Here is a 19,946-nt window from a genome sequence, read left to right as displayed (position 1 = left end):
TTATCCCTCCACTTTTTCTTTCTTCTTGTTTTTGGCTAAACGTTTTTTGCCCGGAATGCCCGGTTTGGTCATTTCCTGAACGTCCATGATGATTTCCAGATCATGCTCAGTAATCAATCCGCTTTCCAACAGAACCTCGCGCAGCGTGCGGTTCTCAATCAGCGCCTGCTTGGCAATCCGGCTGGCGTTGGCATAACCGATATGCGGAGCGAAGGCCGTGATCGGCGATACGGAACGTTCGACAAAGAACAGGCAGTTTTCCTTGTTGGCCTTGATTCCGTCAATCGCATTGATGCGCAGCGTATGACAGGCATTGGACAGAATCTCAATCGACTCAAACAGATTTTTAAACAGCACCGGTTCAAAGACGTTCAGTTCCAGCTGCCCGGCTTCGGCGGCTTTGGCAATCGTCACATCGTTGCCGATGACATTGAAGCAGGCCTGGTTGCAGACCTCGGCGATGACCGGATTCACCTTGCCCGGCATGATTGAGCTGCCCGGCTGCCGATCCGGCAGTTTGATTTCCGCCAGTCCCGCTTTCGGACCGGAGGCCATCAAACGCAAATCGTTGCACATCTTTGACAGGTTGACCGCCAAGACTTTCAGCGCACCGGAGGCAAAGGCCAGCGTATCGCAGTTGCGCGTTCCATCGACCAGATCCTTCGCCGCGGTCAGCGTGATGCCGCTGATTTCGGAAAGCACCGGCACGATCAGCTTCTTATATTTTTCATCCGCATTCATGCCGGTTCCGACCGCGGTCGCGCCCATATTGACCGCTTTTAAATCGTTAAAGGCGACGCGGATGCGCTTGATATCGCGGCCGACCATCGTCGCATAGGCATGGAATTCCTGACCTAAGCGAATCGGTACGGCATCCTGCAAATGCGTCCGTCCCATCTTGATCACACCGTCAAATTCCTTAGCCTTCTTCAGCAGGGAATGCTGCAGCTCCGTCAGCTCGTTGAGCAGCACTTCGACTAAGGCCAGCGCTGTCAAGCGTCCGGCGGTCGGAAATACGTCATTGGTTGACTGACCAAAATTGATGTGATCGTTAGGATGAATATAATCATAGACGCCGATCGTGTGACCGGCCAGCTGCGCCGCGCGGTTGGCGATGACTTCATTGGCGTTCATGTTGAAGGAAGTTCCGGCTCCGCCCTGAATGCAGTCCGTGATAAACCATTCATCCAGCTGCCCGCTAATCACTTCATCACAGGCCTCCGTAATGTATTTTAATCGTTCGTCATCCAGAAAACCGCATTGGTTGTTGCAGTAAGCACTGGCCTTTTTCACCTTGCCGATCGAACGGATCATCTGCGTGTGCATCCGCCGTCCGGTAATCTGAAAATTCGTCATGGCCCGCTGTGTCTGCGCGCCGTATAAGGCATTCTTCGGGACTTCGATTTCACCCAGCGAATCATGTTCCCACCGGAACTGATCCAGGGTTTGTTCTGTTGCGTTCATGCGTTTTGTGAATTCTCCTTTTCTTCTTTCCATTCCTCTTCTGTTAACACCCGGACGCCGTTTTGAGAAAACAATTCGGCAGCGACGCCGTTGCCCGGTTTCAGCGTGCGGGTAAAACTTCCATCATAAATTAAACCTTTTCCACAGGAGGGACTTTTGGACTTCAAGACAGCCATTGTGATCTTGTTTTCCTGAAGCAAAGCCAGTGCTGCTTCCGTGCCCTTTTGAAAAGCCGCGGTACAGTCTTTCCTCTTCTGGGTACAGACTTGGTTTCCTCGTCTTTCACAAGGATCGCGGGGAATTTCAAGACCGCCCATCACTTCCGGACAAATCAGAATAGCTTCCCCCTGTTCCACCAGTGCTTTTAACCCTTCCACGGTATTGGACTTACCGTCATAGCGGCAGGCAACCCCGCCTAAACAGGCACTGATCGCGATCATTCAAAATCCTCAGCGTACAAATCGTTTCCCTGCGTATCAAAGCAGACAAAGACCGGGAAATCTTCGACTTCCAGCCGCCGGATCGCTTCGCTCTGCAGATCCTCAAAGGCGATCGTTTCCACCTTTTTCACGCGCAGACCCAATAACGCGCCAGCGCCGCCGACCGCTGCGAAATAAACTGCCTGGTTGCGGATCATCGCGGCTTTGACTTCATCGCCGCGTTTGCCCTTGCCGATCATGCCGGCCAAGCCCAAATCCAATAACTGCGGAGTATAGACGTCCATCCGGGTAGCCGTGGTCGGCCCGGCACTGCCGAAAATCATGCCCGGCGGCGTCTGCGTCGGTCCGACATAATAAATAATCTGTCCGCGCAGATCAAACGGCAGGGGCTGACCTTCGTCGAGCAGCTGCTGCATCCGCTTGTGCGCCGCATCACGGGCAGTATAGATCACACCGCTTAAAAGCACCTGTTCCCCGGCCCTTAAAGACTGACGATCTTCCATTGTCAAAGGCAGCTGAATTTTCTTCATTTACAGCACCACCTTTTTATGCCGGGTGACATGACAGTTGATATTCACGGCCACCGGCATTCCCGCAATGTGCGTCGGGAACCATTCGATGTTGACTTTGAGCGCTGTCGTCCGGCCTTTTAAGCCCATCGGACCGATGTTGAGCTGATTGATCTGTTCCAGACATTCGCGCTCCAGCTGACGGTATTGTTCATTCTCATTTTCGCTGTCCAGCGGTCTGCACAGCGCACGTTTGGCAAGATAGGCCGCATAATCCATCGTACCGCCCACACCGACCCCGACGACCATCGGCGGACAGGCGTTCGGTCCTGCCAGTTTGACTGTTTCCACAATGAATTCACGGACGCCTTCGACGCCCTCGGCTGGCTTGCACATCTTAATCCGTGAGCAGTTTTCCGAGCCGAAGCCCTTGGCCGCGCATTCGATGACAACCTGATCGCCTTCCACGATTTCGGTATAGATGACCGCCGGCGTATTGGTCAGTGTGTTCCTGCGCTCAAAAACCGGATCACTGACCACAGAATTGCGCAGATAGCTTCCCTGATAGGCCTCCTCGACGCCCTTGTTGACGGCCTCCTTTAAGGAACCGCCAATAAAATGCACATCCTGTCCGATGCTCAGCCAGACCACCGCCATCCCGGTATCCTGACAGATCGGCAGCCGCTTGGTTTTCGCCAGTTCCGCGTTTTCCATCAGCAGCTCTAGTGCCTGCTTGGCTCTTGGCTTGTCTTCCTTTTCGGCATAGGTGACCAGTTTCGTCATCACGTCGTCAGGATATTCAAAAGCGATGCCGCTGCAGCAATCCCTTACGATTTCCTGTATTTTTTTGACTTCAATTTCTCGCATACTCCTAAGCCCTTTCTGTTTGTTATTGTAACACAAACAAAACGGGGAATGAACTGCTTAATCCCCGCATTCCAGGATGTTCCTGATTCTGATGTAAATTCTTTCAATAAGGAATGCAGCTCTGCTGAAATCACTTTCAGAAACAACATTTCACTCCCATTTTCACAGCCTTGGGAATACAATAGAAAAAGAGGTGAGAAGATGAAAAAAATTGAGATTGAACAGCTGGATAAGAATCTGATTTCGATGATCCACAACGACTGGGCCGTCCTGACCGTTCCCGATGAAGGCAAGGTCAACGGCATGACCGTCAACTGGGTACAAATGGGATGGCTGTGGAACAAGGCTGTCGTCACGGTGTATGTCCGCCCGCAGCGGCATACCTATCCATTGATCGAACAGAATGAGTGCTTCTCGCTGGCTTTCTTCGATGACGATCAGCGGGATAAGCTGGCGTATTTGGGCAAGGCCAGCGGCAAAGACGCCGATAAGCTGGCGCATGTCGGCTACACGACGACCGTTCGGGACGGCGCTCCCTGCGTCGATCAGGCACGGTTGGTGCTGGTGCTTAAAAAGCTGGCAGCGATGGAGCTTACCGGCAGCCAATTTGTGGATAAAACCGTAGAAGCAGCCAGTTATCCTCATCAGGACTATCACAAGGCTTATACCTGTGAGATTGTGGCGGCCTATCAAAAAGAAGCTTAAAATGATTGAACAGAGTGTTTAAAGCAAAAACGGCAGCGATTTCGGAAAGTCCATGCTTTCTAGGTTCTGCCGTTTTTCTTCAGTTTCGTCATAAAAATATGCATGGGCGCAGATTTTAAGTCATCAAAATATGCACACTTGCATATTTTTACGTTGGTTCAGTTCCCTGCCCGGCTAACAATGCCATTGTATTTTGGCGGGATGGGGTTCATCCTGAATCGCCTGAGCGGAAAGCGAGGCATGGGCCTGCCGCCAGAACTGACGGGTTAAAGCGTCTGTTTCCTCAGCCGTAAAATCCGAACTTTGATCATAAATCCAGGCGGCTGCCGCATAAAACAAGAAACCTAACGCGTTCGTCGGGGTGGTCAGCGTCCCGCATGCCGCGGCGATGGCACGAGCTGCGGCTTGGGCAATCGGATCTTCCGTTTCTCTGGCAATCTGATTAGCTTCTTTAATCAGCGGCTTCATTGTTTTCTCCGGTAAGCTCTGCAGGGCGGTCTTTAGACAGGCGTCCAAAATCACACAAAGACGTTGGCAGTCCGCTGCCTTTTTACAATAAATCCCCGCAATGCTTTCCTGAACAAACCCCAGCGCCCAACAGGCCAATGTGGCTTCGCTCTGGGTTTCAATCAGCCGCATCATCGCAGTACATTCCGGCGAATGGATATCGCCCAACATTTTTCTTAACTTCGCCATTGTTTTTCTCCTGTTTAATTAAATCAATATGCCTTCACAATGATCCAGCTCATGCTGAATGATCTGAGCCGGGAAGCCGCTGAATGTGCGCTGCTTCTGCCGTCCCTGTTCATCCTGATACTGAAGCTGGATCTTTTCAAATCGCTGAGCTTGACGCACGCCCTTTAACGATAAGCAGCCTTCCTCAGCCGTGTATTTTTTTCCGCTTGTTTTCAGAAGCTGGGGATTGATCATCACCACCGGCTCTCCCTCAAGCAAAATTGCAATCACCCGTACCGGACGGCCGATCATATTGGCCGCCATCCCCACGCAGTGATCGGCATGAGCCATTAACGTATCCCGCAAATCCCGCGCTATATTGAAATCCTGCGCTTGCGCCGGACGGCTGATCCGGCTTAACAAAATCGGATCGGTAACAATCTCACAGATCATAAAATCAATTTCCTTTCTTTAATCCATCTCACTTCAGCCGCGTGCCGGCTTGTTTATATTTCGCTTCAAGAGGATACCGTGCTTCTTCGCCGCCTGCTGAAACAAATCGACAGCCAGTTTTGCTTTTTCCTGAACCGAAGTCAGCGACGCATTGGCCAACTGACTCATACAGACCTGAAGGTCCGCCAGCGGCAGCAGCGTAACCGCCAGACAGTAAAAGCTTTTGCGGCGGCCATCATTATAATGTTCCAGCAGCTCTTTCAAAATTGTCCGTTTCTTCTCCATCTGTGCCTCAAACACATCGGTGCCGACCCGTTTCAGCTCATCCAGATCTTTCAGCCGGTGACGGCAGGTCACAAAGGAAACCGTATCTTCGGTACAGGCCATCTTCTCACATGGATAATTTTGACATTGACAACAGTATTCCAGATTGCCTTGTTCTTCGGCACACTTTAACAATCTGCACATGGACTTTCCCGGTGCTCCGCAGCCTGGACAATGTCCGCCCAGATACAGCGTGCAGCAGCCGCAGGCCAGACCGCACAGAGAGAACATCGGATACTTTCGAACTTTTCCTTTCATGCCTTTCTCCCCTTTCATCGCAGTTTCCATTGGTATCTGCGCATATCTACACAGCCGTTAGGCTTAAATTCAACCCCTTCTGCCTCCAGCAGAGAGCGCTGCTGATCCCAATCCGGCGCGGTTCGCCCCTGACTGTTGACAACGCGGTGACAGGGAAAGTCACCGTAGAAGTGGGAATGGGAACAGGCTTTGCCGACATGCCGAGCATGCTTGGGATAGCCGGCAAGCTCAGCGATCTGACTGTAGCTGGCCACCTGACCGTAAGGAATCTCGCTGATCACCGCCAGAACTAACGCGTCAAAATCTTCATTCATCGTCATGCTCCTTCCCCGTTGAACGAATGAGCTGCTTCCAACAGCGAATCGCCTCCGATTCAAACTTGTCGCGGTGCAGAATCATCCAGTTCTGATTTTCCAGCTCAATGCCTTCAATTTGGACTTCCACAAGCTTTCCTGTCTGCAGCGGCTTCTGCACCATCTCCTCAGGAAGCAGGGCAATTCCCAATCCGGCTAAGGCCGCCTGCTTCAAAGCCTGTGAATTGACGCTTTCCCAAGTCGGTTTGATTTGAAGCTGATGCAGCCGCAGCGAGCTGTCCAGACTGTCGCGGATCGCGCTGCCCGGCTCACGCAAAAGCCAGTTCTGCGCTTGCAGCTGATCTAAACTCAGCGTCTTGAGCTTTGCGGCAGGCAGATCATGACGACACACAAAGCTCAGACGATAGCGTGAAAACGGCAGCTTGAAAAGACTGTCTTCCTCGCATACCCCTTCGGTAAAACCGATGTCCACTTCGTTGGCCAGCACTTTTCTGACGATTTCGGATGCCCGGTCAACCTGAACCTGAACCGGCGTCTGCGGACACAACGTGCGGAATTGTTGGATTAAGGATGGCAGCCACATGTTGGCAATCGTGATGCTGGAGCCGATCCGCAGCAACGCCTGCTTCTCAATCCCAGCCGTACTTTGTTCGAGATCTTCAATCGCTTCCAAAACCTGAACAATCTTATGATACAGCTGCATTCCGCGCTCGTTCACTGTACAGCGCCGTCCGATTCGATCCAACAGCGTATAGCCCAGCTGTTCCTCCAGTTCCACGACGACATGCGATACCGCCGGCTGACTCATATACAGCGCCTTGGCCGCGCGGGTAATGCCGCCCTGTTCCACAATTATCCGAAAGACCTTCATCTGCCGAATTGTCATCCCGCTTCCTCCTTTTCCGCCGAATTATTTCAGTCTGGCCATGTTTTCTTCTATCATAACTAAATAGTAATGCAAAAGATAGATTATTGCAATTTTACTTTTGACTTTATTTTGCGGATAATCAATAAGGAAGGAGTATTCTCATGCATTCATGGAAAAAGGGACTTTGGCTTTTTGGAGTTAATTTCTATATCAGTATGTTTACCTTTGGCGGCGGATACATTGTGATCCCGATGATCCGTAAAATTTTTGTTCAGCAGAAACAGCTCTTCACCGAAGCGGAGCTGTTGGAAATGGCAGCGATCGCCCAATCCTCACCGGGAGCTATTGCCGTGAATCTGTCGGTTTTGGCCGGACGGAGAACGTTTGGCATTGCCGGAGCCTGGATCAGCGCCTTCGGTGCGGTTCTGCCTTCGTTTCTTATTCTCGCGCTGATTTCCTCCTGTTATGATGCATTTCGCACACAGCCGCTGATCAACGCCTGTCTTAAAGGCATGGAGGCCGGTGTGGCAGCGTTAATCGTTCAGCTGGTCGCCGATATGAGCGCAGCGATTTTCAGACAGAAGCAGAAGCTGCCGCATGTGATCCTGCCGGTTACCTTTCTGTGTGCTTTCGTCTTAGAAATTCCGGCAATGACGCTGCTTTTATTCTGGTGCTGTGTTTCCCTGGGCATCAGTGTTATCCAGCATGGGAAAGGAAGCCGAGTATGAGTTTAATTCTGGACTTGTTTCTTACTTTTTTAAAAATCGGATTGTTCAGCATCGGCGGGGGATATGCGACACTGCCCTTGATTCAGCAGCAGGCCGTTGTTGTCCATCCATGGCTGACACTGCAGGAGTTTACCGACATCATCACGCTCTCGCAGATGACGCCCGGACCGCTGGCCGTCAACACCTCGACGTTTGTCGGGATGCGCTTAGCCGGGATGGCGGGAGCCGCTGCGGCAACCGGAGGCTGCGTCCTGTGCGGAATTGTAATCAGCTTAGCTTTGCAGCACTTTTTCCGCCGCAATCAAAATCAGCGGGCAGTGCTGCAGTTGTTGGAAACGCTAAAATCCGCTTCCGTCGGGCTGATCGCCGCTTCCGCCGCCACGATCATCATGATCGCGTTGTTCGGCGTTTCCTCTTGGAAACAAACGCTGCATTTCAACCCTTCTGCTTTTCTGCTCTTCCTGCTGGCCCTGATCAGCATTCAAAAATGGAAACTCGGCCCCATGCCGATCTTAATCCTCAGCGCATTGGCCGGTTGTTTTTTCTACTTGTAATCCTTCACTTTGGAAATAAACGTTTCTAAATTGAACAAAAGCGCGTAAAATGGAAAGTGATGAACCACCGATCAGAAATCTAGGGAAATTCTGACATTTACACGCAGGAGGAGAAAATGATGAAAAAACTTACCGCAGCACTGCTTACTTTAGCTTTGCTTTTTACAGCCGGCTGTTCCGGTTCCGGCAAACCCAATAAGGAAACCGGCAACATCATCGCCCGTCATTCCGCTGAAGAGGAAGGCGTCTACTATGGGGAACTTGGCGATACGATGCGCAACGAATTCTTTGACTTTATCGTTGAAGACGTTGAACTGACCGATACCTTCGGCGGGTATACCGCAAAAGAAGGGATGCGGCTGTTATGCGTCACGGTGAAAGAAACCAACACCTTCGATGATGCGCTGCCGATGTTCGATACCGATTTTGTGCTGACGTGGGAGACGACGGAGAGCTTGATTTACCCGTTAGTCAACCTGAATGATAAAGACGTCATGCCGGAAGAATTTGAGCTGGCAAAAGGCAAATCAGTGACTTACAAGCTGGTATTTGAAGTGCCTTCGGAGGAATCGGAATTCCTGTTTATTTATCTGGAAGAATTTGATACAGAGGAAACCGGCGATTTCTTCGTCGTCACACTGCGTCCAGAAGTTCAGTAAAAATTTTTCATCCCATCAGGCAGAAGCGAAGGAATTCGGGATAACAACGAAGCCCTGCCGCGTTTCTGCCTTTTTTATTTATTTTCGATTGGGCGCATTCCGCCCCGACTGACACGGATGATGAAATGCTTTGACGACTTGCACTCTGATGGTAAGACCGTTACAATGAAAGTAATAAAAAGGAGAGAACTTGCATGAAACCGAAAATTGAAATTTGCTGCGGAAGCGCGTTGGATTGTCTGGCCGCGCAGGCAGGAGGAGCCGATCGGATTGAGCTGAATTCTGCCTTGGCTTTAGGCGGACTGACGCCGACGCTGGCGAATCTGATCGAAGCCCGAAAGAAAGTGACGATCCCAATCATCACCATGGTGCGCAGCCGCGGCGCTGGTTTCTGCACCAGCGAGGCTGAGTTTGAAATTCTATACGCGGATGCCGAGCTGCTTTTAACGCATGGCGCGGATGGGCTGGCCTTCGGCGCGTTGCATGAGGATCGAACGATCAACGCGGAACAAACCCGGAAAATGATTGATCTGGCGCATCGTTATGGCAAAGAATTTGTCTTTCACCGGGCGTTTGACTGCGCTGTGGATTGGGATGTGGCTCTCAGTCAGCTGATCGCATGGAAAGCAGATCGCATTCTGACCAGCGGCGGACAAGCCAAAGCCGAGCAGGGTATTGACGTCATCGCAAGGCTGCAGAAACAATATGGTGATCAAATTGAAATTCTGGCCGGCAGCGGTGTTCATGCGGGCAATGCTTTAGGTTTGCTGAAACAGACCGGGATACACCAGCTGCACTCCTCATGCAAGGACTGGCAAAGCGATCCGACGACCTCCGGCAATCATGTCACCTACGCCTATGCCCCTGCACCGCACGAACTGGATTATGAGATCGTTAGCGAACAGAAAGTGCGTGAGCTGACGGCGGCTGTGGCTGAACTGAACTGACTCTGCCGATTCAATTTCGCAATCAAAAACCGATTTCTTTTCCTGCTTCACCAAGTTAAGAATCGGTTTTTTTCTTTTTCCGGGATCGGGCCGGCTTCTTTGTCAGCTCTATGGGCGGCTCAGGTTCCAGCCATTCCTCCTTATCTTCATGAATTAAATTCGCTGCCTCCAGTGACGAAAAAGGAGTCCGCTGCGGCCACTGCTGATCCTGCCGGGCCAGCTCTTTCGCGATGATCCGGATCAGGCGCTGATGGGCGGACGAACAGAGATGATAGTGATCAAGCAGCTCCACGTCCTTATTTTCCAATACAATATCCTGAGTTTTCCGAACATATCCATGATAATCGAGCAAATAGTTGAAATCCACGCCGAAGATTTCCGCCATCTTGCACAATGTGCGGATATCCGGCTCCGCGGTATTATTTTCATAACGGGAAATCGCACCGTCGCTTAAGCTTAAACTCTGACCTAACGCTTTCTGGCTGATGCCGCGTTCTTCCCGCAGCAGCCGCAGATTTTCACCCAGCGAACGTTTTGCTTTCATCCTGCGCCTCCCTTCCAGTTATTTTTGTATATGAATCATAACGCAAAACAACGTAAAAATTTGCCGTTTCTCGGTAATGGATAATCTTTATTTTTCTCTTTCATCGAGATATAATAAGACCAAACAAGGAGGAACTTATGGAAAATCCATTTCAGATGCAGCTAAGTTCGCTGCTGGAAGCCGCAAATACCGATCTGCGCCGTCTGGACGCGCTGCTTTACATCTGCTGCACGCAGGCATCCCAACATTGTCCGTTTACACAAAAGGCCTGTGATCAACATTGCTTAGCCAACATTGAAATGGCTGAAAAGGCTTCCTCAGCGCAGTAAGACACACTTTTCAACCACAAATTCAGCTTCGATGAAAGGATGTCCGGCATCCTTTTCTTTTTTATATCTTTTAAATTTGTGGAAAAGTGCGCAGCGGTCTTGTCAGGATCCGGGAAAAGTGTTATATTATCTTAGCAGTCACTTATCAAGAGTGCTAAAAGGAGGAAATCATTATGGCTAAAAAACAGTTTAAAGCTGAATCCAAGCGTCTTTTGGATCTGATGATTCATTCTATCTATACCAACAAGGAAATCTTTCTGCGGGAGCTGATCTCCAATGCATCCGATGCCCTGGACAAACGGTATTACCTGTCGCTGACGGATGAGAATCAGCGCGTGGATAAGAGTGAATTAAAAATCCGCATCGATTTGGATAAGGATAACCGCACGATTACGTTAACCGATTCAGGTATCGGCATGACTCAGGAGGAACTGGAAAACAACCTCGGTACGATTGCCCACAGCGGATCGCTGGAATTCAAACAGAAATTGGAGGAAGGCACCAGTGATGTCGACATTATCGGTCAGTTCGGCGTCGGCTTCTATTCCGCGTTCATGGTCGCGCAGCGCATCATTGTTGAAACCCGCAGCGCCCAAAGCGAACAGGGCTATTCCTGGATCTCCAATGGCGAGGATGGCTACACCGTTTCCCCGATCATGAAGGAAACCGTCGGTACCAAGATCATTCTGGAACTGAAGGAAGAAAGTGAAGATGATAAAGTCGATCAGTATCTGGACGAATACACGATCAAAAATCTGATCCGGAAATATTCCGACTATGTACGCTGGCCGATTGAGATGGAAGTGGAAACGACCAAAACCATCGAAGGCAAGGACGAACCGGAAACGGTCAAGGAAATCCAGACCTTGAACTCCATGGTTCCGTTATGGAAGCGCAATAAATCCGAAATCAAGGAAGACGAATACAACGATTTCTATAAAAATAAATTCATGGACTGGGAAAACCCAGCCAAGGTCATGCATTATTCCGTAGAAGGCACAACCTCCTACAACGCGCTGTTGTTTATTCCGGCAAAAACGCCGTACAATTTCTACAGCGCTGATTATGAACCAGGTCTGCAGCTGTACTGCAAAGGCGTGTTCATCATGGATAAAGCCAAGGATCTCGTTCCGGATTACTTCCGCTTTGTCCGCGGCTTAGTTGACAGCGACGATCTGAATCTGAACATTTCGCGTGAAATCCTCCAGCAGGACCGCCAGATGAAAACCTTGGCCAAGAGCATTGAAAAGAAGATCAAAAACACGCTGGAAGACATGTTGAAAAATGATCGGGAAAAATATGAAGAATTCTTCAAAAACTTCGGTCTGTCACTGAAATTCGGCGTCTATCAGGATTACGGCATGCATAAGGATCAGCTGCAGGATCTGCTTTTGTTCAAGTCTACACACAAGGATGAATACACAACCTTGGACGAATATGTCTCACGGATGAAGGAAGGTCAGGATCAGATCTACTTCGCCAGCGGAGAAAGCCTGGAGATGATTAAAAAGCTGCCGCAGATGGAAAAGCTTCAGGACAAAGGCTACGAAGTACTGTATTTCACAGATGATGTCGATGAATTCGCAGCCAACATCATGATGGAATACAAGGAAAAGAAATTCAAATCCATCAACCAGGGTGATCTGGATCTGGATGATGAAGAAGAAAAGAAGGCCAAGGAAGAAAAGACCCAGGAAAACAAGTCCATGCTGGATAAGATGAAAGAGGCTCTGGGCGAAAAGGTCAAGGAAGTCCGCCTGTCCTCCCGTCTGAAATCGCACCCGGTCTGCCTGGTTTCGGATGAAGGCCTGTCGATGGAAATGGAAAAGGTGCTGAATCAGATGCCGAATCAGAATGAAGTCAAGGCCGGCAAGATTCTGGAAATCAATCCGGATCATGAAATCTTCACCACCCTGCAGAAGATCTATGACAAGCATCCGGAGCTGATGGACGAATACACGGATCTGCTTTATACCCAGGCGATGCTGATTGAGGGCTACAAGATTGAAGATCCGATCGCGTATGCCAATCAGGTCTGCGATCTGATGATCCGCGCTAATCAGGAATAATTGAAATTCTGTCCAAGGAAGAATGGGAAACCGCTAAGAAAGTGGAATTACCGTTCTTTCTTTTCTTTTGGCCGATCTTAATGTTATAATGAAATTCGATTTGGTTAGATCACAAAACATTCTACAACTTCAAGGAGGAAGACGCATGATCCCGATGACTGAAATCAGCGCGCAACAGATTTTAGGTTTGCTTGGCAATTGCTTTGATATGATCGATCCGCGTTTAGTCGGGCATGAACTGCGGACCGCTGGTTATGCCGATCAGCTGTTAGCGGCCGCAGGCGTCAGTGATGAACAGCGGCGGGATCTGGATTGTCTGGCCTTTCTTCATGATATCGGAGCTTATAAAACCGAAGAAATTGCCCGCATGATTCAATTTGAAACCGAAACCTGCTGGGATCATTCCATTTACGGCCTGCTTTTTCTGCATCATTATTCCCCGTTTTCCATCTGGGCTGAAGCTGTGCTGTATCATCACAGCCGTTGGGATCAGATGATAGCCGCTGGAATCAATAAACAAATCGCAGAGGCTGCCAATCTCATCAGCTTCTGCGATCGTCTGGATATCTTTACTACCTACGGTGCCGGATCCATCGAAGACTTTCTGAACCGTGCGCAGGCTCCCGAAAATCAGGGACGCTATGCGCCGGCAATAATTGAACTCGCCGTTAAAACCGGGCTGCAGCCGCTTTCCATGATGCCGAAGGATTTTCTGTTTCAGGCAGAACGGCGATTTCCCTTTACACAAAAGCAGGTTGAAACCTTGTTGATGATGTTGATTGTCATCATTGATTTCCGTTCCCGGCATACAGTGACCCACACGATGATTACGGCGTCTACCGCTGTCCAACTCGGCCAGCGCTGCGGACTGCAGGACGCGGAGCTGATGACGCTCAAAATTGCCGGATTGTTTCATGATTTAGGCAAAATCGGCATTCCTCTTGAAATTCTGGAAAATCCCGGACGCTTAAGTGCTGAGGAGATGGCGATCATGAAAACACATGTTGAAAAAACCGCGGTGATCCTGAATGGCTGGGTCAGTCAGAAAATTTGCGACATTGCCTTGCGGCATCATGAGAAATTAAATGGTACCGGATATCCGGCCCAGCTGAGCGCCGAACAATTGACTTTGCCGCAGCGAATTCTGGCCGTCGCCGATATCTTCAGCGCGCTGACTGGAGAAAGAAGTTATAAACAGGCCTATACCCTAGAACGTTCCTGCCGGATTCTAGCCGAGATGCGCGATGTCGGTCAGCTGGACGCGCAGGTCGTCAATGCCTTAACCCATGATCCGCAGGGAATCGCTGAGATCAATGAACAAAACTGCCGTGAAATAACCGACAACTACCAGCGAATTCAAGTGGAAAATCAGATCCTGCATACCTGTCTGAAAGAAGAAGCCTCGGCAGAAAAATGTCTGAATCAACAATGGCACAGAATCAATGCCTGGATTTCCGATAAGGTTGATCAATGTGAAATGAATTCGTAATGCTTCCTTTAAAGCGTTATTCCTTTTTTAAGGGTCAGCTGCGGCTGGCCTTTTTCTATGGTTAAAACGGCAGGCAAGTTCCTGACCCGCGATCCTCTCATTCTGTTTTCAATCAAAAAAACGGCTGGAAACAAACTGCCTCCAACCGGTATCTTTCAATTTTTTTGAGGATTTCCCCTAAAGCCTCAATGGGACTGCCTTCTCTTCCGTTTAAAGACCAGTCTAAATTCCTCGAATCGCTTTTTCTACTCCGCGATATAATCACGGTCAAAGGTGATCACGGTGTACCACTTTTGCTTCTGCTGGCTCAGTCGGGTATTGATCTGTTCACGGATGTCGCTGAAACTCAGCGGACATTCAAATGGAACGACAACATCAAAGATCAAATTGGTATGGGTCGGCCCGCTGACCATGCGGAAATCATGAAAGCTCAGCCGGCTGTCAATCTGTTCCAAAATGGCTTTGACCACTTTCCGGGCTTCCTCGATTTCCTGATTATCGGTTTGGATCGGATCCATGTGAATCGTAAACATGACATGCAGCTGCTCATAAATTTCTTTTTCAACTTCATCGATCGTATCATGAATCTGAAGCAGATCACCGTGAGCACTGACCTCGGCATGGGCACTGCCGATTAAATTTCCTGGCCCATAGCTGTGGATCATCATATCGTGCAGGCCGAGAATTTCCTGCCGGTTCAGCATAATCTCAGAAATCTTTGCGACAAGTTCCTTATCCGCCGGCTGTCCCAGCAGCTCACTGATCGTATCCTTAATGATCCCATAACCGGAAAACAGCACAAAGATGGAAACCACGACGCCCATTATTCCATCGATCGGTCCGCTGACAAACGCGGAAAGCACCAGAGAAACGACCGTGGCCGACGTCGCGATCACATCGTTAAGACTATCCTGAGCGGTTGCCAGCATCACGGAAGAATCAATCCGCCGCCCCAGCTTACGATTAAAACCGCACATCCATAGTTTTACGCCTATCGATGCCGCCAGCGAAATCAAAACAATCCAGCTGAACTGAACGTCTTCCGGATGGATCACCTTCATCACCGATCCCCGCAGCAGCTCAAAACCGACGATCAAAATGACGGACGCCAAAATCAGCGACGTCAGATATTCAATGCGGCCATGCCCAAACGGATGATCTTTATCCGCCGGCTTCGCCGCCAGCTTATAGCCGAATAAGGTTACCAGACAGCTGGCACTGTCCGACAGGTTATTGAAAGCATCTGAAGTAATTGAGATGGAATGCGCGATGGTTCCCATCACTAATTTTACCGCAAACAACAATACGTTGCAGGCAATTCCCGTCAGGCTGCTCAGACGGCCATAATGCTCGCGAACTTTCGCGTCTTCCGTCTGCGTATAGTTTTTAACAAATTTTTTAATCAGAAACTCAGTCATCAAATCCACTCCCTCAGATGATTAGTTTACCACAGAAAATAGCGGTTAGCCCAGTCTATTTTGTATTCAGCACCCCGATCGGAAGGCGGCGCGGCATCCGATGGCAGAATAAGCGCAGACGGATTGGAAAATACGGCATAAAGACCAGCAGCGGGAACAAACCCAATGGCCAGGCTGAGGAGCTGGCAGCATAGTGCGGCTGCATCACATAGCCGCGCAAAGAGGCCGGCATCGCAAACAACAGCCCGCAGAACAACAAGGCCAATGCCATCAGCCAATCCAGCAGCCATCGGACTTCCTGCCGTTCATATTTTGTCATGGAAGTCAGCCAGCGGCAGCCCAGCATCGCAATGACACTGTTGAGCACAACGCTGAGCTGCCATTGGGGATCCGCAGCTATCGGCTGCATCCACAGAATCAATCCGCTGCCAATCATCGCCATGACCGCTGCCTTCCAGGGCCAGCGCCGATGCAGATCACTCTGGAATAAAACCAGCGCAGCAACCGTCGTTCCCAGCAGAAACACTCCGGCATTGCCATAACCGGAAATCAGATAGGCCATTCCAGCAAGCTGTCCGCCGGCTGCCAACATTCCTTTATATTTTACTTCCATCCTATGTTCCCTCCTCAATCTGTGCCTAATCATACCACAGCTGTGATTTTAGATTGTCCGATTAATCGGACAGTGATACAATATTTTTAAGAAAATGAAAAGAGGCGGCATTCATGGCCAATCAGCGGCAGCAAAAACAGAAGCTTTTGGAAATTCTGCGCCTGCTTCAGCGGGAAACTGACGCCGAGCATCCGATCAAATGCAGTGAGATCATCGCCCGGCTCAGTCAAAACAAAATCAGTGCCGAGCGTAAATCTGTTTATTCCGATCTCGAGATTCTGCGCCAGGCCGGCTGGGATATCCGCTATCGTAAAAATGAAGGCTACTGGTTAAATCCGCGCTACTCCCTGGCACAGCTCAAACTGCTCAGCGATGCTGTCAGTTCCCTGACCATGCTTTCCGCTGTCCAAGCTGAACAGCTGAATGGTGCGCTGATGGCGGAATGTCCGCGTTTTCAGCAGCCGCAGCTGACGCCGATCCTGCCCGCAGACCACACATCCGGCGCGGATATCCTGGCGAATATCGATCAGATCTTAAGAGCGCTGCGGGAAAGTGTGGAGATTGAATTCCGCTACTTTGATATCACTGTACATAAACAGAAACGCTACCGCCGCCAGTCACAGACCTATCAGCTGTTTCCGTATGCCTTGATTCGGGAAAATCAGCGTTACTACTGTGTCGGCTATTCCTTTCATCATCAGGGCTTTTCGCATTATCGACTGGATAAGATGGAACAGATCCGGCTAAAGAAGGAACCGCTGGCCCGCTTGCCCTTTGACTTAAAAGAATATACCGCCCGCAGCTTTGGCATGTATGCCAGTGATCCGGTCAACATGACGCTGCGCTTTGATTTATCCTTGGCCAATACCGTCTTTGACCGTTTCGGTCAGGACATTCTGATCACACGCATTACGGATCAGGATTTTGATGTCAATCTGACGTTAAGCGTCGCTCCGCCCTTTTTAGGCTGGCTGTTTCAGTTTGGCCGGCGTGTTCGCATCCTGCAGCCGCAGTCGCTGAAAGATCAGCTGCGCGAAGCGATCGAAGCCACGCTCAGCACTTTAAACGACGAAGCGTCCGATTCCTAATGCGTTTTTCGCTTTCATCAACAGGATTCCCAGAATGATTTTGTTAAAACAGAAACCTGCCCTTTCCTTTCAAGCCATGGAACAAATCATTCACACTGAGAAGGAATGCATATTCAATTTCATTTGAACGTCAGGAAATGCTATAATAAAAAAAGTTAAAGGGGAGAAGTGTATGAAGCTCTGTATCGGTTTATGCGACGAGAACCCGCTGCATTTGCGGATGATAGCGCAGGAAATCAGGCGCCTGGGCAGGATTCGGGAAATCGAAACTGAAATTTACACCTGGACCTGCGGCTCACAGCTGCTGCAAGAGGCTGAATCCAGCGGCATCCAGCTTTATCTTCTGGAGATCAAAATGCCGGACATGAGCGGCATTGAAGTCGCGAAGCAGCTGAATCAGCTCCAGCCTTCAGCACAGATTATCTTCATTTCCGATTCTTTAGAGCCGGTCTGCGATATTTATGAAACCGAGCATCTTTATTTTATTCTGAAGTCTCAGCTGGCAAGGCGGCTGCCGGATGCCTTGGACCGCGCTTTAATGAAGCTGGGAAAAGCCCAGAAGGGTGTCAGCTTTATGCTTCACAGCCGCCGTCAGGTAACCCCGATTCCGCTTCATTCGATTGTGTGCATCGAAAAAGAACTGCGTAAGATCATTATCACGACCACACATGAGCGTTATGAAATGTATGCCAAGCTTCAGGATGCGTTAGCATCGCTGCCGCCGAATGACTTCGTTCAATGTCATCGTTCCTACATCGTCGCTTTCCGCCATATTGAACAAATTTGCGGCAATGAAATCCTGCTTTCCAACGGTCAGCGGCTGCCCATCGGCAGAACTTTTATGCAGCCGCTTAAAGAAGCCCTGATGCAACGGCAGTTTTCATCCTGATTTTGTTTCTTTTGATTGATTTATTCTTCAAATCGGCAATCATCCCCATCGTAACGCAAGTCCTCCGGGTTTGTGTTTTTTTGCGGTTATGCTCAAATCCAGACAAGGACAAAGATCCGGACAGGTTCAGTCTTGATTTCCGATTTTCCGCTCTGTCTGATAAACAATTTCTGACCTGGAATTTTTCTTGAACGATCCATCACAAATTCAGACTGTTCCCCCAGGCTGTCGTTGTTCCAAAACGATTCGATCTTTACGTTTCATTTTCGCTTGCCTGAAGCCGCCCTTTTGGGAATTTAATAATAAAAACGAATTTCAAGCTTGTCCACAAACCAAAAAGCAGTCTGTTTTCCCTCATCCAAATGGGAAAACAAACTGCTTTCTGTTCAATTGGTTAAAAATCGAAATTAAGCTTTCAGCATCAAGAGGTTTATGTTGTCCGTTTCCGGGTTACCCTCAGACGGCAGCTTCTGACTGTGAAACAAATTTTTGCTTTAGTCTTTATCCGCCAGCGGCATGGGCTGAATTTCACAGACATTGTAATTCAGTTTTGTCTGATCTGCCGGATAACGTTTATAAAACCGCGTACAGATCCGCTTCGCTGCGATATCACTGTCTTCACGCTGCCGCAGCGTCATCATGACTGCATACTGACTTTTTGAAATTCGGCAGAAAATATCACTGCTGCGCAGTTCGCTTTCCAGCACCCGGCTCAAATATTCCACCATATCTCCTTCTGGCATTGTCCCCTCGACTGTCCGCAGGTCAAGCATGATCACATAGAAGCTCTCACGGGAACGCTGAATTTCCCGAATCCGTGCCTGATAAAGCTTCTGAAACACCGAACGGTCACAGAAGAAAGCCAGAGGTTCGCTGACATCCTCATTTAACGAAGAAATCAGTTCATCCAGACTTACGGCTTCTCCATTTTCCGCACTGATAAAATAAATCAAAGCCTGCGACTTTCCCTGGAACTCAATGCCATATTCCTTCTGGAAGGCCGCCGCAATCTGTTCATATTTACGAATAGCTTCGCTGAACTTCCGCTGACGGATCATAATGCGAAGCATCAGATAATTGACTTGATCGTTGAACGGCTCGATCGCCAACAAGGCCTGATAAAGATTCAGTGCTTCCCCATAGCACTCTTCCTGTTCCAGATCCTCTGCCATTTTATTCGTGACGGTCAGAATTCGCTTCCATTGACGCTCCCGTTCTTCTAAAATCCACGGATCATCCAGATCAGCGATAAACTCCCCACGAATCAATCCGGTCAGCGCTTTCGCGTCTTCATAATCTGCACGCAGAACAATTTTATCCAGCTGCGCGATATCCAGTTCAAATTCTGCCCGTGGATTCAGGCGATATCCGCCGCGTACGGTCTGGATCCAATCCCGTCCGCTGCCGCCCGGCAGCTGTTCCAGCGAATTCCGCAGACGAAATATCGCGAACTTCAGCGCATTCAGCGGGTTCCGGCTCTGCGGCCAGAAAATTTCAATTAACTGTTCCTTTGTGACTGTCCTGTCGCGATGAAGAATCAAATATGCAAAAATAGACGCGATTTGCTTCCCCATGGAAGACTCTAAATTCATTTCCTTACCTCGGACCTTAAGGCAAAAATTGCCCATCATCATAATTTTCCATTTCATGTTCATTGACAGCACCTCACATCATCAACAGTTTATCAAATTTTTAATTAATAAGAAATAATATTTCAAAATTATTTCAGGTTAGTTGAATAA

The 19,946-nt window shown here is 49.4% G+C and carries 23 protein-coding genes; 10 read left to right on the top strand and 13 right to left on the bottom strand.

The genetic code is table 11. The features are described from left to right. The 4 genes from BN162_RS14035 to BN162_RS14020 are packed head-to-tail and all read right to left on the bottom strand — an operon-like array spanning nucleotide 1 to nucleotide 3,280. Complete coding sequence (locus BN162_RS14035) at nucleotides 1–1,464, bottom strand: aspartate ammonia-lyase (RefSeq protein ID WP_020225744.1); 1,464 nt, start codon at nucleotides 1,462–1,464, stop codon at nucleotides 1–3. Further along, nucleotides 1,461–1,904 (bottom strand): 2-thiouracil desulfurase family protein, encoded by a 444-nt coding sequence (locus BN162_RS14030; RefSeq protein ID WP_020225743.1) that lies wholly within the window; start codon nucleotides 1,902–1,904, stop codon nucleotides 1,461–1,463. The genes BN162_RS14035 and BN162_RS14030 overlap by 4 nt, the downstream gene beginning before the upstream one ends. After that, nucleotides 1,901–2,434, bottom strand: a complete 534-nt coding sequence (locus tag BN162_RS14025) for a Fe-S-containing hydro-lyase (RefSeq protein ID WP_020225742.1) — start codon at nucleotides 2,432–2,434, stop codon at nucleotides 1,901–1,903. Before BN162_RS14025 ends, BN162_RS14030 begins: the two co-directional genes overlap by 4 nt. After that, nucleotides 2,435–3,280, bottom strand: a complete 846-nt coding sequence (locus tag BN162_RS14020; RefSeq protein WP_020225741.1) for a fumarate hydratase — start codon at nucleotides 3,278–3,280, stop codon at nucleotides 2,435–2,437. 201 nt (nucleotides 3,281–3,481) lie between these two features. Between BN162_RS14020 and BN162_RS14015 the strand changes: the two genes are divergently transcribed. After that, nucleotides 3,482–3,985 (top strand): flavin reductase family protein, encoded by a 504-nt coding sequence (locus BN162_RS14015; RefSeq protein WP_020225740.1) that lies wholly within the window; start codon nucleotides 3,482–3,484, stop codon nucleotides 3,983–3,985. A gap of 174 nt (nucleotides 3,986–4,159) precedes the next feature. On the opposite strand, the gene BN162_RS14010 is transcribed toward BN162_RS14015, so the two are convergent. From BN162_RS14010 to BN162_RS13990, 5 genes are read right to left on the bottom strand one after another with little or no spacing between them, the layout of a single operon-like run. Beyond that, nucleotides 4,160–4,681 (bottom strand): putative immunity protein, encoded by a 522-nt coding sequence (locus tag BN162_RS14010; protein WP_020225739.1) that lies wholly within the window; start codon nucleotides 4,679–4,681, stop codon nucleotides 4,160–4,162. A gap of 18 nt (nucleotides 4,682–4,699) precedes the next feature. After that, a complete protein-coding gene (locus tag BN162_RS14005; RefSeq protein ID WP_020225738.1) occupies nucleotides 4,700–5,113 on the bottom strand; it encodes a peptide deformylase in 414 nt (137 codons plus the stop codon). A 33-nt stretch (nucleotides 5,114–5,146) separates the two neighbouring features. After that, entirely contained in the window at nucleotides 5,147–5,695 is a 549-nt protein-coding gene (locus BN162_RS14000) for a DUF3795 domain-containing protein (RefSeq protein ID WP_020225737.1), read from the bottom strand. Between the two features lie 14 nt (nucleotides 5,696–5,709). Then, nucleotides 5,710–6,009 carry an MGMT family protein gene (locus tag BN162_RS13995; RefSeq protein ID WP_020225736.1) on the bottom strand — a complete coding sequence of 100 codons (300 nt, stop codon included), beginning with the start codon at nucleotides 6,007–6,009 and terminating at the stop codon, nucleotides 5,710–5,712. Next, nucleotides 6,002–6,895 (bottom strand): LysR family transcriptional regulator, encoded by an 894-nt coding sequence (locus BN162_RS13990; RefSeq protein WP_020225735.1) that lies wholly within the window; start codon nucleotides 6,893–6,895, stop codon nucleotides 6,002–6,004. Before BN162_RS13990 ends, BN162_RS13995 begins: the two co-directional genes overlap by 8 nt. A 143-nt stretch (nucleotides 6,896–7,038) precedes the next feature. Here BN162_RS13990 and BN162_RS13985 point away from each other — a divergent pair, with 143 nt between their 5' ends. The 4 genes from BN162_RS13985 (at nucleotide 7,039) to BN162_RS13970 (ending at nucleotide 9,765) form a co-directional block, all read left to right on the top strand. After that, the gene (locus tag BN162_RS13985; protein WP_020225734.1) at nucleotides 7,039–7,605 is read left to right on the top strand and encodes a chromate transporter; all 567 of its coding nucleotides are present in this window, start codon (nucleotides 7,039–7,041) and stop codon (nucleotides 7,603–7,605) included. Continuing rightward, nucleotides 7,602–8,159 (top strand): chromate transporter, encoded by a 558-nt coding sequence (locus BN162_RS13980; protein ID WP_020225733.1) that lies wholly within the window; start codon nucleotides 7,602–7,604, stop codon nucleotides 8,157–8,159. The genes BN162_RS13985 and BN162_RS13980 overlap by 4 nt, the downstream gene beginning before the upstream one ends. Before the next feature lie 119 nt (nucleotides 8,160–8,278). Further along, nucleotides 8,279–8,818: a DUF4352 domain-containing protein gene (locus BN162_RS13975; protein WP_020225732.1), complete on the top strand. Its 540-nt coding sequence runs from the start codon at nucleotides 8,279–8,281 to the stop codon at nucleotides 8,816–8,818. Nucleotides 8,819–9,012: 194 nt separating this feature from the next. Next, nucleotides 9,013–9,765: a copper homeostasis protein CutC gene (locus BN162_RS13970; protein WP_020225731.1), complete on the top strand. Its 753-nt coding sequence runs from the start codon at nucleotides 9,013–9,015 to the stop codon at nucleotides 9,763–9,765. Between the two features lie 55 nt (nucleotides 9,766–9,820). On the opposite strand, the gene BN162_RS18080 is transcribed toward BN162_RS13970, so the two are convergent. Then, the gene (locus BN162_RS18080) at nucleotides 9,821–10,309 is read right to left on the bottom strand and encodes a helix-turn-helix domain-containing protein (RefSeq protein WP_020225730.1); all 489 of its coding nucleotides are present in this window, start codon (nucleotides 10,307–10,309) and stop codon (nucleotides 9,821–9,823) included. 137 nt (nucleotides 10,310–10,446) lie between these two features. Between BN162_RS18080 and BN162_RS13960 the strand changes: the two genes are divergently transcribed. The 3 genes from BN162_RS13960 (at nucleotide 10,447) to BN162_RS13950 (ending at nucleotide 14,196) form a co-directional block, all read left to right on the top strand. Then, nucleotides 10,447–10,638 carry a hypothetical protein gene (locus tag BN162_RS13960; protein ID WP_020225729.1) on the top strand — a complete coding sequence of 64 codons (192 nt, stop codon included), beginning with the start codon at nucleotides 10,447–10,449 and terminating at the stop codon, nucleotides 10,636–10,638. Nucleotides 10,639–10,811: 173 nt separating this feature from the next. Further along, nucleotides 10,812–12,707 carry a molecular chaperone HtpG gene (gene htpG, locus BN162_RS13955; RefSeq protein WP_020225728.1) on the top strand — a complete coding sequence of 632 codons (1,896 nt, stop codon included), beginning with the start codon at nucleotides 10,812–10,814 and terminating at the stop codon, nucleotides 12,705–12,707. A 145-nt stretch (nucleotides 12,708–12,852) separates the two neighbouring features. After that, a complete protein-coding gene (locus BN162_RS13950) occupies nucleotides 12,853–14,196 on the top strand; it encodes an HD domain-containing phosphohydrolase (RefSeq protein WP_020225727.1) in 1,344 nt (447 codons plus the stop codon). Nucleotides 14,197–14,441: 245 nt separating this feature from the next. Here BN162_RS13950 and BN162_RS13945 read toward each other — a convergent pair whose 3' ends face one another. Together BN162_RS13945 and BN162_RS13940 are read right to left on the bottom strand one after the other, a co-directional pair. After that, nucleotides 14,442–15,614 (bottom strand): cation diffusion facilitator family transporter, encoded by a 1,173-nt coding sequence (locus BN162_RS13945; RefSeq protein WP_020225725.1) that lies wholly within the window; start codon nucleotides 15,612–15,614, stop codon nucleotides 14,442–14,444. 55 nt (nucleotides 15,615–15,669) lie between these two features. Next, a complete protein-coding gene (locus BN162_RS13940) occupies nucleotides 15,670–16,227 on the bottom strand; it encodes a hypothetical protein (RefSeq protein ID WP_020225724.1) in 558 nt (185 codons plus the stop codon). A gap of 113 nt (nucleotides 16,228–16,340) precedes the next feature. Between BN162_RS13940 and BN162_RS13935 the strand changes: the two genes are divergently transcribed. Both BN162_RS13935 and BN162_RS13930 read left to right on the top strand, forming a co-directional pair. After that, nucleotides 16,341–17,315 (top strand): helix-turn-helix transcriptional regulator, encoded by a 975-nt coding sequence (locus BN162_RS13935; protein ID WP_020225723.1) that lies wholly within the window; start codon nucleotides 16,341–16,343, stop codon nucleotides 17,313–17,315. 172 nt (nucleotides 17,316–17,487) lie between these two features. Next, nucleotides 17,488–18,204: a LytR/AlgR family response regulator transcription factor gene (locus BN162_RS13930; RefSeq protein WP_020225722.1), complete on the top strand. Its 717-nt coding sequence runs from the start codon at nucleotides 17,488–17,490 to the stop codon at nucleotides 18,202–18,204. Between the two features lie 494 nt (nucleotides 18,205–18,698). Here BN162_RS13930 and BN162_RS13925 read toward each other — a convergent pair whose 3' ends face one another. Beyond that, nucleotides 18,699–19,796, bottom strand: coding sequence for an AfsR/SARP family transcriptional regulator (locus BN162_RS13925; protein WP_167540026.1), 1,098 nt, complete (start codon nucleotides 19,794–19,796; stop codon nucleotides 18,699–18,701). Between the last annotated feature and the right edge of the window lie 150 nt (nucleotides 19,797–19,946).

The organism is Holdemania massiliensis AP2 (assembly GCF_000327285.1).
Classification (GTDB): domain Bacteria; phylum Bacillota_I; class Bacilli_A; order Erysipelotrichales; family Erysipelotrichaceae; genus Holdemania; species Holdemania massiliensis.
This window is presented reverse-complemented; position numbering and strand designations above follow the sequence as displayed.